Annotated in this window: 16 protein-coding genes and 1 riboswitch; of the genes, 12 read left to right on the top strand and 4 right to left on the bottom strand. The window is 30.7% G+C overall.

Annotated features, from left to right (window positions below; all coding sequences use genetic code 11):
• Window positions 1–2 precede the first annotated feature (2 nt).
• Complete coding sequence (locus XJ44_RS00470) at window positions 3–779, top strand: Rossmann-like domain-containing protein (protein WP_075665126.1); 777 nt, start codon at window positions 3–5, stop codon at window positions 777–779.
• On the top strand, window positions 776–1642 hold the full coding sequence (locus tag XJ44_RS00465) for a VIT1/CCC1 transporter family protein (RefSeq protein WP_077286946.1): 867 nt from the start codon (window positions 776–778) through the stop codon (window positions 1640–1642). Before XJ44_RS00470 ends, XJ44_RS00465 begins: the two co-directional genes overlap by 4 nt.
• Here the strand turns inward: XJ44_RS00465 and XJ44_RS00460 are convergent.
• On the bottom strand, window positions 1619–3136 hold the full coding sequence (locus XJ44_RS00460; protein WP_233119486.1) for an ABC transporter permease: 1518 nt from the start codon (window positions 3134–3136) through the stop codon (window positions 1619–1621). The two genes, XJ44_RS00465 and XJ44_RS00460, sit on opposite strands and share 24 nt — an antisense overlap.
• Window positions 3137–3141: 5 nt before the next feature.
• Window positions 3142–4119 (bottom strand): thiamine ABC transporter substrate-binding protein, encoded by a 978-nt coding sequence (locus tag XJ44_RS00455; RefSeq protein ID WP_075666662.1) that lies wholly within the window; start codon window positions 4117–4119, stop codon window positions 3142–3144.
• A gap of 30 nt (window positions 4120–4149) precedes the next feature.
• Window positions 4150–4260: riboswitch (TPP riboswitch) on the bottom strand.
• 208 nt (window positions 4261–4468) lie between these two features.
• Between XJ44_RS00455 and ffh the strand changes: the two genes are divergently transcribed.
• From ffh to lepB, 8 genes are read left to right on the top strand one after another with little or no spacing between them, the layout of a single operon-like run.
• Complete coding sequence (gene ffh / locus XJ44_RS00450; protein ID WP_075665124.1) at window positions 4469–5776, top strand: signal recognition particle protein; 1308 nt, start codon at window positions 4469–4471, stop codon at window positions 5774–5776.
• A 23-nt stretch (window positions 5777–5799) separates the two neighbouring features.
• Window positions 5800–6087 (top strand): 30S ribosomal protein S16, encoded by a 288-nt coding sequence (gene rpsP, locus XJ44_RS00445; protein WP_077197709.1) that lies wholly within the window; start codon window positions 5800–5802, stop codon window positions 6085–6087.
• Window positions 6084–6308: a KH domain-containing protein gene (locus XJ44_RS00440; RefSeq protein WP_075665122.1), complete on the top strand. Its 225-nt coding sequence runs from the start codon at window positions 6084–6086 to the stop codon at window positions 6306–6308. Before rpsP ends, XJ44_RS00440 begins: the two co-directional genes overlap by 4 nt.
• On the top strand, window positions 6305–6841 hold the full coding sequence (gene rimM / locus XJ44_RS00435) for a ribosome maturation factor RimM (RefSeq protein ID WP_075665121.1): 537 nt from the start codon (window positions 6305–6307) through the stop codon (window positions 6839–6841). The genes XJ44_RS00440 and rimM overlap by 4 nt, the downstream gene beginning before the upstream one ends.
• Window positions 6838–7578: a tRNA (guanosine(37)-N1)-methyltransferase TrmD gene (trmD, locus tag XJ44_RS00430; protein ID WP_075665120.1), complete on the top strand. Its 741-nt coding sequence runs from the start codon at window positions 6838–6840 to the stop codon at window positions 7576–7578. The genes rimM and trmD overlap by 4 nt, the downstream gene beginning before the upstream one ends.
• A complete protein-coding gene (locus tag XJ44_RS00425; protein WP_075666661.1) occupies window positions 7568–8134 on the top strand; it encodes an RNA methyltransferase in 567 nt (188 codons plus the stop codon). Before trmD ends, XJ44_RS00425 begins: the two co-directional genes overlap by 11 nt.
• A gap of 13 nt (window positions 8135–8147) precedes the next feature.
• Window positions 8148–8495, top strand: a complete 348-nt coding sequence (gene rplS / locus XJ44_RS00420) for a 50S ribosomal protein L19 (RefSeq protein ID WP_075665119.1) — start codon at window positions 8148–8150, stop codon at window positions 8493–8495.
• 5 nt (window positions 8496–8500) lie between these two features.
• On the top strand, window positions 8501–9367 hold the full coding sequence (lepB, locus tag XJ44_RS00415; RefSeq protein WP_077197708.1) for a signal peptidase I: 867 nt from the start codon (window positions 8501–8503) through the stop codon (window positions 9365–9367).
• A gap of 29 nt (window positions 9368–9396) precedes the next feature.
• On the opposite strand, the gene XJ44_RS00410 is transcribed toward lepB, so the two are convergent.
• Together XJ44_RS00410 and XJ44_RS00405 are read right to left on the bottom strand one after the other, a co-directional pair.
• Entirely contained in the window at window positions 9397–11880 is a 2484-nt protein-coding gene (locus tag XJ44_RS00410) for a glycogen/starch/alpha-glucan phosphorylase (protein ID WP_075665117.1), read from the bottom strand.
• Between the two features lie 141 nt (window positions 11881–12021).
• Window positions 12022–13380 carry a Do family serine endopeptidase gene (locus tag XJ44_RS00405; RefSeq protein WP_077197707.1) on the bottom strand — a complete coding sequence of 453 codons (1359 nt, stop codon included), beginning with the start codon at window positions 13378–13380 and terminating at the stop codon, window positions 12022–12024.
• A gap of 154 nt (window positions 13381–13534) precedes the next feature.
• Between XJ44_RS00405 and XJ44_RS00400 the strand changes: the two genes are divergently transcribed.
• Both XJ44_RS00400 and XJ44_RS00395 read left to right on the top strand, forming a co-directional pair.
• Window positions 13535–14593, top strand: a complete 1059-nt coding sequence (locus XJ44_RS00400) for a tetratricopeptide repeat protein (protein WP_077197706.1) — start codon at window positions 13535–13537, stop codon at window positions 14591–14593.
• A complete protein-coding gene (locus tag XJ44_RS00395; protein WP_077197705.1) occupies window positions 14578–15276 on the top strand; it encodes a prepilin peptidase in 699 nt (232 codons plus the stop codon). Before XJ44_RS00400 ends, XJ44_RS00395 begins: the two co-directional genes overlap by 16 nt.
• Window positions 15277–15300: the final 24 nt, after the last annotated feature.

Here is a 15300-nt window from a genome sequence, read left to right as displayed (position 1 = left end):
TTATGAAAATTTCGGAAGTGTTGTTTAATGAGGCATTTGAGTTTGTAGATAATTCTGTTTTTTTGGAAGATTATATAATTGGATATGGTTTAACTGCTGCGTTGTTAAGTGATGGTAGATGTGGTGTTAGTTACACATTAAGAGAAGATACACTTGGAAAATGTGAAGAGTTTTTTAAATGTACTTCAAGTACGGGTAATCCAGTAAGTAAGATAGATGTTGGAATGGGTGTAAGAGAAATTTTGAAAATAGGGGCATTTTCCCCTGATCCTTTGACAAGATCAGTGGCATATGCGGTATTAAATTCCGTTTTTTATTATGATGAAAGTAAATATCTGAAAGGAGACATAACTAAGTTTTTAGATGTATCTTTTGATGACACGGTAGGAGTTGTTGGAAAAATAGAACCATTAATTGAATATCTTAAACCTGTTGCTTGGGATGTTTTAGTTTTTGATAGGAATAGGAATAGTGATGATGTGCTTCCAGATTGGGCTATAGTTGATCTTTTGCCTAAGTGTACAGTAGTAATCATAACTGGTGCAACAGTTGTTAATGGAACAATAGATTGGATTTTAAAATATGTAAATACAAAAAGGGTTATTATTGTAGGACCATCTACACCACTTGTGGAAAAAATACCGGTGAAATTCCTTGCTGGAGTAAGAGTTTTAGATTCAAAAAAATTATTTAAATTAATTGCACATGGTGCTGGAACAAGGAAAATAATTGCCGAAAAATTAGTTGAAAAAGTTGTAATAAAAGGAGGGATATTTTGACAAAAAAGTTGAGAAAAATTTTATATGGTTTTCAAAGAAATGAAATTACAGAATTTTATGTCTATAAATTTTTGTCAAAGATTTCTAAAAATAAAAATAGTAAAGTTCTTAGAAAAATTGCAGAAGATGAATTTAGACACTATAACATTTTAAAAAAATATTCGAAAAAAGATCTTCATCCGAATTATTTGAAAATAATTTGGCATATCTTTGTTTACTTTATTTTGGGATTAACTTTCTCTTTGAATGCTATGGAAAAGGCGGAAGAAAAAGCCCAAAAAAATTATTTGATGTTAAAAGATGAAATACCGGAAATTGAAAAAATAATATTAGATGAAGATTTACATGAAAAAGAGTTACTAAAGCTTATCGACGAAGAAAGGATAAAATATATTAGTTCAATGGTTTTGGGATTAAATGATGCTCTTGTTGAATTAACAGGAACGCTCGCAGGATTAACTTTTGCATTTCAAAATTCAAAATTGGTTGCCCTTTCAGGTGTGATAACTGGTATTGCAGCATCATTTTCAATGTCTGCTTCCGAATATTTATCACAAAGGTCTGATCCAAATTCACAAAATCCATTAAAATCTGCTATTTATACAGGTATTGCTTACATTTTTACAGTATTTTTATTGGTTATGCCATATATATTGGTACCTAATCCATTTTTTGCTTTAATTTTCTTGCTGGTTATTGCATTAGTAATTATTTTGTTCTTTTCATATTTTGTTTCAATAGTTCAAAATAAGAGTTTTAAAGGTTATTTTTCTGAAATGTTTTTAATTAGTTTTGGAGTTATGGGTTTGTCTTTTATAATAGGAATTATTGCTAAGATGTTATTTAATATAGACATTCTTTAGTTTTTTATTTCTTAAATATTCAATTGTTGAGAATAAAAGAATAACTATAAATGAATAAATTGTGTTTAAGGCTCTTGCTTCTGGAATTTTTCTGGAACTTAAGAGTCTGTATATGGATATAGATAGTGTTGAAACTGGTGGGTTACTTAATGTTATAGTTGCAGACATTTCACCTATTGATAAGGTGAAAGCGTATACAAAAGCTGTTAGTAGATGGTATTTAATTTGTGGAAACCTTATTTTTAAGTTTAAATTAAATGTATTTGCACCGTCTATTTTAGCTGCTTCGATAGAGTATGGATCAATTGTTTTCCAACCACTTGAGATTATTCCATATACTATTGGAAGCGAAATTAACGAATATATTACAAGAATTGAAATGTATTGACTAATATTTAGAGATACATATGAGAAAGCAAGAGTAACTGGAGAAATTGATGCGGGTAAAAACATTAGATATTGAAGCTTTTGGATTTTATAAAAAGAGCTTATTATTGAGATAATTATTGAAATAATTGAAGAGATTATACTAAAAGAGATTGTATATACAAACATAGATGAAAAAGTGGTACCAATGTATCTTTTTAAATTTAATGATAAAAGTCTTTTGAAGTTTTCTATTCCAAATCCTCCACCGTAGTTTATAAATCCTGAAAGGACAGAATATGTTAGTGGAATGAATATGATTGCAATGGTTAGAATTATATAGAAATATCCCCAAATGGGGAATTTTTCTTTTAAAGAAGTTCCATTGAGAAATTCAAACTTTTCAAATGAAAGCATATATGAAACTACAGAGATGAATAAGATTTGAAAAAATGAAAGTGAAAGAGCACTTTTAAAATCAAAGAGTATTTTTGTATACATATATATGGAAACTTCAATAGTTGAATATTTTATTCCACCAAGTATTAAAACAACTGAAAAACTTGTAAAAGTATAGACATAAGTTAAAAGAAATGCTTTTAAAATTGATGGAGTTAAAATTGGAAGTTCCACTTTCCAAAAAATTCTGTATTGTTTTGCACCATCTATTTTTGCTGCTTCGATTAAACTTGCATCTATTTTTTCCCATGTTTCTCCAACTATCCTTATGAAAAGTGGAAAGTTATAGAAGACATGTCCTAGAATTACAGCGGTGAATGTATACAAAATTTTCCCATCAAATCCTAGTATTCCCAATAACTTAGTTAAGAGTCCATTTCTTCCAAAAGCCATTAAAAATCCAATGCTCATGGTAACACCAGGTAAAATAAAAGGAATTGATGACAATATTCTAAAAATAGATTTTAAAAATGGATGTGTTTTTGTTCTGGCAACAATGTATGCACCGGGTAGTCCAAGAAGCAATGTAAAAATCGATGAAACAATTGCTTGGGTTATAGTAAATTTGATAACATTTGAGTGATCTTTTATAGCGGAAAAGTTTATTCCACCAAATTTATAAAATAGAAAAAATAGGGGGACAAAAAGTCCCCCAATAACATATAACAAAGGAATTACCCACCAATAATTTCTTTTGACCATTCTTTTAATATCTCCTCTTGTTTTTCATATAAATTGGGATTTATTTTCAAAATTTTTTCCATTCTTGGCACATATTTAAATGCGTCTGGAATACTGACATTAGTTACAGGAAGCATCCATTGATTTAATGGAATTTTTTCTTGAAAATTGTCCATTAATACAAACTCTAAAAATCTTTTTGCAAGTTCCATGTTTTTTGCACCTTTTACTATTGCAGCATATTCAACTTGTACAAATGCTCCTTCTTTCATAATTACTGGTACATATGTAATTTTACCATAGTTGTAATAACTATATGCACCATCTGTGGCGTAACTTACCATGATATCTGCTTCACCAGTTTCGAGCATCTCAAACGCTTCATCCCAGCCAGGTGTTATTGTTAGTATGTTTTCTTTAAATTTTTTCCAAAAATCTAAATAGTTATCTCCATAGACAGCGATTGTCCACAACAAAAAACTAATTCCTGTGCTTGAAGTGCGTGGATCTTCCACAACTATTCTGTTTTTGAACTCTTTTTTTAATAAATCCGAAAAACTTTTCGGTGGATTTTTTACAGTGTTTTTGTTGTAAACTATTGCAATGGCACCAAAATCAAACGGTACACCGTATTCATCTTTTAATTCTGGATATTTTAATAAAGAATAATTTATCGGTGAATATTTTTCAAGTAACCCTTCTTTTTTTGCCCTATGTAGTAAAGCCTGATCAAGTCCTATTATTACGTCTGCTTTTTGCTTATCTTTTTCTAATATTAACCTTGCTAATACGGCTCCGGCATCTCCGAAAGATCTAAGATCGACTTTGCAATCATACATTTTTTCAAAAATTGGAATTACCTCATAACCAATCCCTGAGACGAAACTATCGTATGTGTAAATTACCAATGTTTGGGTAGAAAAATAAAGTACTCCAATTAGAACAAACAAGCTTACAATATATTTTTTCATTTTTTCACCTCCTAAAAAAAATCCCTCCTTTTGGAGGGTATTTCCCATCCCTCCGCCAGTATTATCTGGGTCAGGTTCAAAGGGTCGAAGGTTTCCACCTTCCTCTCAGCCCCGGAATATGGAGCTCCCCTTGGGTTAATTCTATTATACATCAGGTTGATTAATTCAAAAACATAAATTTTTACGTAAATGTTAAAACTATTCGATGTGTTAAGTTAAGCAATCGAACTGGTGTAATTTATTTGTTACATATAATTTTGTGTTTGTTTTCAAAGTTGTACAAAAATTTAATTGAAAAAAGGAAAAAGTATAATATACTAAATTAGGAAGAAAAAGGAAGGTGATTTATTTGTTCGAGGGACTACAAGAAAAACTTTCAAAGGCGTTTAAAAGTTTATCTGGAAAAGGAAAAATTACGGAAAAAAATATTAAAGAAGCTATTAGAATAGTAAAGCTTTCTTTGCTGGAAGCTGATGTTAATTATAAAGTGGTAAAAGAATTTATAGATGAAGTAAAGAAGAAAGCGTTAGGAGAAGAAGTCTTGAGATCTTTGACTCCTGATCAAATGTTTATTAAGATTTTGAAAGATGAATTAATTAGATTAATGGGGGAAAAATCGCAATTGCAAATGATTCATTCTCCTTCATATATTATGATGGTTGGATTGCAAGGAAGTGGTAAGACAACGAGTGCGGCTAAAATTGCAAATTTACTTAAAAAAAGAGGTAGAAAACCATATTTAGTCGCAGCAGATACCTATAGACCTGCGGCTATTGATCAATTGATAACTTTGGGTAAAAGGATAGACGTACCTGTCTACTATGGTGATAAAAAAAATCCAATTAAAATAGTAAAAGGGGCTTTAAAAGAAGTAAAAGATAGTGGATATGATGTAGTAATATTTGATACTGCTGGGAGATTGCACATAGATGAAGAAATGATGTCCGAATTGGTGGAAATTAAAGATATTTTAAACCCGGATGAAATTTTGATGGTAGTTGATGCAATGACTGGGCAAGATGCGGTAAACTCTGCTAAAACTTTTGATGAAAGGCTAGATGTCACGGGATTTGTGGTAACAAAGATGGATGGTGATGCAAGGGGCGGAGTGATTTTATCAATTAGATATGTTACACAAAAACCTGTGAAATTTATTGGAACCGGTGAAAAAATAGAGGACCTTGAGGAGTTTTATCCAGAAAGAATTGCAAGTAGGATATTGGGGCTTGGGGATGTTTTGACGTTAATTGAAAAGGCAGAGCAGGAACTTGATAAAGAAAAAATGAAAAATTTAGGAAAGAAAATGATAAATGCGGAGTTTACCTTGGAAGATTTTCAAGAACAGTTGAAGGAAATAAAAAAACTTGGTTCTCTTTCAAAAATTATTGATCTTTTACCAGGTGCCCCGAAGGTTGATTTAGATCAAGGTGAAAAAGAATTAAAAATAACAGAGGCGATAATAAATTCAATGACTCCTGAGGAAAGAAGAAATCCCAAGATACTTAATGCAAGCAGAAAGAAAAGGATTGCAAAAGGTAGTGGAACTAGTGTACAAGAAGTTAATAAATTAATAAAAAACTATGAGGAAATGAAAAAAATGATGAAAATGTTTAAAAAAGGAAAGTTACCATTTAATTTAAGAGGTTTTAAATTATAAAAATTTGTATGGAGGTGTTTAGTGTGGTAAGGATTAGGTTAACACGTATGGGTAAAAAGAAACAACCATTTTACAGAATTGTGGTAGTTGATCAAAGAAAAAGAAGAGATGGTGCATACATTGAAAGTTTGGGATATTATGATCCTATTAAGGACCCTTATGTTTTAAATGTTGATGTAGATAAGGCAGTTGATTGGATTTTAAAAGGTGCACAACCAAGCCAAACGGCAAGAAACCTTTTGAGAAAGGCAGGGGTCTTTAAAAAAGTTGATGAAATAAAAAATGCAAAAAAGAAGGAGGCTAATCAATGAAAGAGCTCCTTGAGTACATACTCAAGGGGATTGTAAAAAATCCCGAAGAGGTAGTTGTTTTGGAATTTAATGAGGATGGAAAAAGAATATTTGAAATATCGGTAAATTCTGAAGATGTTGGGCAGGTTATTGGAAAGGATGGAAGAACAATAAAGTCAATTAAGATACTTTTATCTTCAATAACCGATGAAAATGATTTTATTTTGAAGGTGGTAAGATGATTAAGACTCTCCATGAGCTTTTAAAAGACAAAGTCCCAGTTGCAATACTTGGGAAAACGCACGGGCTTGGTGGAGAGTTAAGGTTGTTACCATTAACTAATATACCTGAAGTTATTGAATCTTTAGATGAAGTTTTTATATATAACGAAAAGGTAAAAAAGTTTCTATTTGGTAGAATCTCATACATGGTATTGTCAAATGGTTATTACATTGTGAAAATTAAGGGAATTGATTCTGTGAATGACGCTAAAAAATTTGTGGGGTCTAAACTTTATATTGAAAAAAGTATGTTGCCATCTTTAAAAGATGATGAGTATTATTTTTACGAAATTTTAGGTTTAAATGTCTTTGATGAGAATGGTAAGAACATAGGAAAAGTTGATGAGATTATACAAACGGGTAGTAACGATGTTCTTGTAATAAATAAGGATACCGAAAATGAACTTATGATACCTGTTATTAAGGACTATGTTGTTTTAATTGACAAGAAAGATAGAAAGATAGTTGTCAGGCTTCCGGAGTGGTTAGGGTGAAAATAAGTATTTTAACCATCTTTCCTGAGATGGTAAGTGTAATAAAAAAATATGGAGTAATCTCCAAAGCGGTGGAGAATAAGATTTTAGATATCCAAATATTTAATCTTAGAGATTTTACAAATGATAAACATAAGGTTGTTGATGATTACCCTTTTGGTGGGGGGCCAGGAATGGTTATGAAGCCCGAGCCTTTTTTTAGGTTTTTTGAGTATTTTAATAAAGAATTTGGAAAGCCTTATACAATTTTAACCTCGCCACAGGGAGAAACGTTAAATAACGAAATTGTAAAAGAATTGAGTTGTGAAAAAAATGTTCTTATAATTTGTGGAAGGTATGAGGGAATTGACGAAAGAGTAATGAGTTTTGTTGATAGAGAAATTTCAATAGGTGATTATGTTTTAACTGGCGGGGAACTACCAGCTATGATCATTGCAGATGCAATTTCAAGATTTGTTCCAGAAGTCATAGATAAAGATTCGGTTGAGCAAGAATCTTTTAATACGGGAATACTTGATCATCCACATTACACAAGACCGAGAGAAATAAATGGTTTAAAGGTTCCAGAAGTTCTACTAAGTGGAGACCACAATAAAATAGAAATTTGGAGACGTAAAATGGCGTTAAAAAAGACTATGGAGAAAAGGCCGGATTTGTTCTTTAATAAAGAATTTGATAAGCTTGATAAAGTTGCGTTGCTGGAGTTGTTTAGGGAGTTGATTGATGGTGTTAGATAAAATTTATCTCGCTTTAATTCATTATCCAATTTTAGGAAGAGATGGTAAGATTATATCTACAGCTGTTACAAATTTAGATATACATGACATTGCAAGGACTTGTAGGACTTACAATATTAAAAAGTACTATCTTGTGAATAACTTACCTGCCCAGCAAGATATAGTAAAGAAAGTTTTGGCATATTGGCGAGAGGGATTTGGAAAAGAGTACAATCCCAATCGTTCAGAGGCCTTATCATTAGTTAAGTTAATGAGTTATTATGAGGATGTTATTGAAGATATAGAAAATATTGAAAAAGAGAAACCTATCATCATGTTTACATCTGCCAAATGGCGCGAAAATACTATAACATTTGATGAAGGAAAAGAAATGATTTTGAGAAGTGATAAACCTATTTTAATTTTATTTGGTACTGGTTGGGGTATGCCAGATGAGATTTTAGAGCAATGTGATTATGCATTAGAGCCTGTAAGAGGAAAATCCGATTTTAATCATCTTTCTGTGCGGGCTGCTGTTGCAATAATACTTGATAGGTTAATAGGAGAGAATGTATAAAGGAGGGATTTATATGAGTATGGATAACCTTATTAGAATTATTGAAAAGAATCAAATTAAAGAGGTGCCAGAATTTAGACCTGGAGATACTGTAAAAGTATATGTTAAATTTAAAGAAGGCAACAAAGAAAGAACACAAGCTTTTGAGGGAATTGTAATTTCTTTAAGAGGTTCTGGTATTGGAAAAACATTTACAGTTAGGAGAATTGGTGCTAATGGTGTAGGTGTTGAAAGAATCTTTCCACTGTATGCACCAATAATTCAAAAAATTGAGGTTGTCAGGCGTGGTAAAGTTAGAAGGGCAAAACTATATTACTTGAGAAACATCCGCGGAAAGGTGAAAATTAAGGAGAGAAGGTAATTTAAATGAAAAAAAGACCTTCAAAAATCTTTAAGGATACAGTTATTACGCTTGTTTATGCTATAGTTGCAGCTACAATTATTAGGCTGTTTGTTTTTGAAACTATGATGGTCCCCACAGGTTCTATGATACCAACTATTAACATTGGGGACCGCCTTTTTATTGAAAAAATAACTTTTCAAGCGAGAGAACCTGAAATAGGTGAAATAACAGTATTTTGGACGCCTTTCCGCGATGAGAGAGCTCAACAGATGCTTAGAGCGTTTGATAAATTTATGGATTTGTTTTCCCCCAAGGAATTTAAAGGACATGTAAAATATGTAAAAAGGCTTGTGGCAAAAGAAGGCGATGTTATTACGTTAAAGTTAGTTGATGGTAAATGGAAACTATTTGTTAATGGAGAGATTCCAGAAAATTTAAGGGATGTTAATTACTTACCTGAAGGTGTTTTTGAATATCCGGAACTTTGGAATTATTTAGATAAGGCTAGTAGATTGAGAAATAATCAAACAGAATATAGGAAATTTCTCTATGAACTTGCTTTGAAAAAAGGTTCAAAATTTGCCAATATAGTTTTTAGTATAGTTGGCGGAATGGAACCAGTGAAATACGGTATCCCGTATTATGAATATGTGGATAAATATTTAAAACCAAAGAATATAAATTTTGAAGATTATATATGGAAAAAAAATGGGCAAGTCTTTGTAAAAATACCAAACGGTTTCTACTTTTTTATGGGAGATAATTCTAGGGAAAGCTTAGATAGTAGATATTTTGGATTCGTTCCCAAAGAAGCTGTTATTGGAAGACCTATATTGAGAATTTGGCCATTGAAAAATTTTGGACCAGTTCAACCAATTGGGATAAAATAAAGGCTCCTTTTAAGGAGCCTTTATTTTTATTATTTCACATTCCAAATATCCTTTGCGTATTCCATTATCGTTCTATCACTTGAGAAAATGCCGACTCTTGCAACGTTTAGTAATGCTTTTTTATTCCAAAGATATTTATCTCTATATGTTATGTCTATTTCTTTATGTCTAGTTTTATAACTGTCAAAATCTGCAAGTAGCATATATTCATCTGCTTGTGAGCCATTTAAACCAAATAATAACGCTTGAAATATATCTTTAAACAAGTCAGGATTCTCTTTGTTGAAGAATCCATTGTTTATAGCATCTAGTATTTTTCTAATATTTTCATTTCTCAAGTATATGTCATATGGATTGTAAAGCCTACTTTCTTTTAGTTTTTGGACTTGTTCTGCAGTTAATCCGAATATAAAGATATTTTCATCACCAACGCATTCTTTTATCTCGATATTTGCACCATCAAGTGTTCCAATGGTCAATGCCCCGTTTAATGCAAATTTCATATTCCCAGTACCTGATGCTTCTTTTCCAGCAGTTGATATTTGTTCACTTACATTTGCGGCTGGTATTATTATTTCTGCAAGGGATACGTTATAATTTGGTATAAATACAACTTTTATTTTATCGTTTATTTCTTTGTCATTATTTACTATGTCTGCTACACTGTTTATCAGTTTTATTATCAACTTTGCCATTCTATATCCTGGTGCAGCTTTTGCGCCAAAGATAAATGTTCTAGGATAGATATCAATATTTGGATTTTCTTTTAAAGTCTGGTAAAGATATATAATATGCATCACATTGAGAAGCTGTCTTTTATATTCGTGGAGCCTTTTTACTTGTACATCAAAGATAGATTCAGGATCTACATTTATACCTAATTCCTTTTTTATATAGTTTGAAAGTTGTTTTTTGTTATGTTGTTTTACTTCAAAGAACTTATCTAAAAAGTTTTTGTCATTTGCATAGGCTTCAAGATTTTTTAGATAGTCTAGGTTTATAATCCAATTATCTCCAAGTGTTTCATTAATTAGATTTGAAAGATTTGGATTGCATTGCAATAACCATCTTCTTTGAGTAATTCCATTGGTTTTATTATTGAATTTTTTTGGCCATATTTCGTAAAAATCTTTAAAAACACTGTTTTTAAGTATTTCTGTGTGTAATTTAGATACACCATTAATTGAAAAAGAGCCAACTATTGATAAATTAGCCATTCTGACTTGCTTTACATGTCCTTCTTCAAAAATAGAAACATTCCTTATTTTATCAATGTTTCCACTAAATATTTTATTTGCGTTATCTAAAAACCTTGCATTTATTTCGTATAAAATCTCAAGATGTCTTGGAAGCAGCCTTTCCAAAAGATGTACTTCCCATTTTTCCAAAGCTTCTGGCATAACTGTATGATTTGTATATGCAAAAGTTTTAGTGGTAATTTTCCATGCTTTTTCCCAAGATAATTTTTCTTCATCAACTAAAATTCTCATTAATTCTGGAATAGCAAGTGCTGGATGTGTATCATTTAGCTGGATTACGTTTTTATCTGGGAATATATCAAAATTGTTTCCAAATTGTTTTTTAAATCTTCTTATAATATCTTGTATGGAGGCTGAAACAAAGAAGTACTCTTGTTTTAGTCTTAGCTCTCTCCCTGCGTAAAAAGCATCGTTTGGATATAACACTTTGGAGATTGCACTTGCAATTGCTTGAGATTCAACGGATTTTATATAATTTCCTTTTTGAAAATTGTCAAAATCAAATTCATTGATTGGCCTTGCAGACCAAAGTCTTAATGTATTTGCAACTTCATTTCCATATCCAATTATCGGTGTGTCATAGGGAACCGCTAAAATATCGTATGTATCTACCCATCTAAATCTTAAATTTCCATCTTTGTCTTTGTAACTCTCTGTTTTTCCAAAGAATTTAATTTTTACGCTTCTATCTTTTCTTTCGATTTCCCATGGATTCCCATTTTTGAGCCAATCATCTGGTAGTTCAACTTGAAAACCATCTTTGATTATTTGTTTAAATATACCATATTCGTACCTTATACCGTAACCATATCCAGGTATACCAAGCGTGGCAATAGAATCTAGAAAACACGCTGCAAGTCTTCCAAGTCCGCCATTTCCCAATCCTGCATCGGGCTCAATTTCGGCTATTTCTTCTAATTTTAGATTTAAATCTTGCATCGCTTTTTTTACGTCATCGTAGATTTGTAAGTTTAATAGGTTATTGTAAAGTAGTCTACCAATTAAGAATTCAATTGAGAAATAATAAACTCTTTTGGTATCAGGATTTTCAAAGTATTTTTTTTGAGTTTGCAACCATTTTTCTACTACTTGGTCTTTAACCAAGAGTGCAAGTGCATTATACTTGTCCCATGATGTTGCATTTTCAAGTGTTTTTCCAAGGGTTAGATTGATGTGATCTAAATAGTTTTCTTTGATGAGTCCTTTAGAAGTTCTAAACCTTTTATCTTCTTTTATCTTTTTAGTAACTCCCATTTTGAAAACCTCCATTCGGAATCGTTTCCAGTAGATTTGACATTTAAATTCTATCATTTTTTGTTATGAAATGTCAAGGAATAAAAAGAATTACGAAGATTTTTGATGATAAAAAAAAATCCTGGCTTTTTAGCCAGGATTTCAGTAACCAAATGAAAAGACACCAGTAGCACCTTTATAAAAGTAGAATAAAGCCACATAGTCACCTTTTTTAACCTTTGAAATTGTTTCATTCCAATCGTTTAAATTTTTAATATTATAAACTTTTCCGTTTATTGCAATTTTGTATATTATTGTTCCTTCTTTTATAAAATTGTTTTTGCTGTTTATAACCAATACTCCTTTAATTTTTTCTGGTATTTGGTATTCTTCTCTATCAGAATTTGTAATTTCTTTAACTGTTATTCCTATGAATTCTTTCGTTTCAATGGTCTCTTTTTTATTTTCAGATTTTCCAAGGACTACTTCAAGTTCAATTTCTTTTCCTTTTCTATTTATTTTTATCTTTATTTTTGAACCTGGTGTATAATTATGGATAATTGAAGCAAGTTCACTAGCGGTAGTTACAGACAGATTTTCAACTTCAGTGATAACATCTCCTTCTTTTAATCCTGCTTTTTCTGCTGGAGAATTTTCGATAACTTGTGAAATATATACCCCTTTATTTACTTTAAGTCCAAGAGCCTTTGCAAGTTCATTTGTAACAGTTTGCATGTATACACCTAAATATGCTTTTTCTGCCTTTCCAGTTTTTATTATACTTTCAATGAATCTTTTTGCAGTATTAATCGGTATTGCAAATCCAATATTCATTGCTTCAGAAGGGGCTATTATAGCGGTATTAATTCCTATAACTTGACCGTGAATATTTAATAATGGACCTCCACTATTTCCAGGGTTAATCGCAGCATCAGTTTGGATAAGATTTGTGTAGTATCCGCTATTATCTGGTTTGGGGATTTTCCTACCTGTTGCTGAAATAACACCTACTGTTACAGTGTGTTGGAATCCAAGAGGATTACCAATTGCTATTGCCCATTCACCAATTTTTAATTTATCGGAATTACCAAATTCCAAAGTTGGAATTTCTTTGTTTTTTGGAGTTATTTTAAGTATGGCAATATCTAATTCTCTATCTCCACCAATATATTTTGCTTTAAATTCTGTACCATCCAATAGAGTTACCTTTATATCTTCAGCACCGTCTACAACATGAAAGTTTGTTAAAATGTATCCTTCTTTATCAAAAATAAATCCTGAACCTAAACTTGTACCTTTTTGTTGATATTGTTTTGGTATATCTCCAAACCATCTTTTAAAGAAATCTTCTATAAATGGATCAATATACGAAGTTGAGTAAACCGTTGCTTCAATTTTAACGACGGCTGGAGCTGCCGCTTCTACAACATTTGTAATAGGACTTTCGTAATTTTGGTTTACAAATCCCAATGTTAAAATTGACAAAGTGACAAAGAATACTACAACTAAACTTTTTTTCATGTTTTTCACCTCCTGAGATTATTAGTAATTATCTTCAATTACCATCTTATTTGACTAATTTGTAACTTTTTTAGTTCTAAAATATAGTTTTCGAATTTTACATGTTGTGTTATAATGTAAATAGAAAGTAACAAGATTTTTGGAGGTGATAATTATGAAGGTAGAAATGATGGTAAAAGATAAAACATTAATTTTAACAGATGAGACTCCTTTCTTTATAATGTTGAGAGATTTGTTTTATGGTGGAGATTGGTATAACATGAAGAAGGATTTTACCGAATTTGTAAATGAAATTGAAGATTTGGAATTTATTGAAAAAAATATCACTATTTTAGGTGAAGCATTTTATGGTCCAATTATTTGGTCAGAGATTATTGCATTTTTAAATAAAAGAAATATACATCCTGATAAGTTTGAGCATGGTACGGTTGATGGATTATATGAACTTGCAATAGAGTATGCTGATAAGGATTTACTTGGTGATGCGAAAAATATTTTAGAATTTGCACTTAAGATTGATAAAAATTTTGCTCCTGCATACGAATTTTTGGGAACTATATTAATTGAACAGGGGAATTTTGATGAGGGAATAAAATTTTTAAATAGAGCTATTGAAGTTGATCCTTGGCTTGTTCAGGCGTATTCTACTCTTGGTGAAGTGTATTACAATAAAGGAGAATATGATAAGGCGATTGGTTATTGGTTGAAAGAGATAGAATATTCACCAAATGATATTTTTACTTATTTTATGATTGCAGATGCATATACTAGATCCAAAAATTATGAGAAGGCAATTGAAATTTTAAATAGATTAATTGAAATTGATAATGATAATGTAATTGCAATGTATGAACTTTCACAAATATACAGAGAGATTGGAAAAGAAAAGGAAGCAGAGATTGTAGAGCAGGAAATTTTAAATTCCAAGCCAAGCGATCCAAATGGAATGGAAATTTGGGCTAAAATAAAAATGAAATATGGAAAGTACGAAGAAATTGTAAAAGCTATTGAACCAATGATAGATGAATCTATTGAATCATTACATCTCAAAGCTTTATTGATAGTTCCATATATAAAATTAGGTAAAACTGAAAAAGCCAGAAAATTTTATGAGGAGCTAAAACAAAATGATTTTTGGTACTTGTTTGGTAAAAAGGAAATTTTTGATAAATATTTAACAAATAAGGAGAAACAATTGTGTGGTATTTCGTAAATTTTGTTTTGGGAGTGATATTCGGGAGTTTTTTAAATGTAATATTATATAGAAGCGTGGAGGGATTAAAGGTTAACGATCCTCCACGTTCTTTTTGCCCTTATTGCAAAGTGGAAATTAAGTGGTATGATAACATACCACTTTTAAGTTATATTTTATTGGGTGGAAGGTGTAGGAATTGTGGAGTTAAAATACCTTTCAGGTACTTCTTTGTTGAGCTTTTTACAGGTATTATGTTTTTAGTACATAGTGTATTTTTCACAAGATTTGAAAGTTTAATTTTAGATATAATGATTTTTTCAGTTGTTGTAGTGGTTTATGTTGATATGAAAATTTTGATGATACCAGATTTTACTTGGGTTTTGTTATGGATTTCAGCAATTTTGGATTTAATTAGAAATCAGTATTTTTGGTATTTAAGAATAATTTCTCTAACTTTAATGTTGAGTATATTTTTACTCTTGAAGAAATTTTATAAAGATGAATTAGGAGAAGGCGATATCTACTTAATTGTCCCTTTTTCATTTTTGCTAAGCCTACCATTTTCAATTTATCATTTACTCCTTTCGTCTGTTTTGGGTTTGTTATTTTCATTGATTAGAAAGAAAAAAATAATACCATTTGGACCATTTATTTCAATTTCTGGATATTTATTGTATTTTTTTATGTTAAAATATTTTTGAGGTGTTTAATTTGAGAATATTTAT

The organism is Thermosipho affectus (assembly GCF_001990485.1).
Lineage (GTDB): Bacteria > Thermotogota > Thermotogae > Thermotogales > Fervidobacteriaceae > Thermosipho > Thermosipho affectus.
Note: the sequence above shows the minus strand (reverse complement) of the source record. Positions and strands in the feature narration are given on the sequence as shown.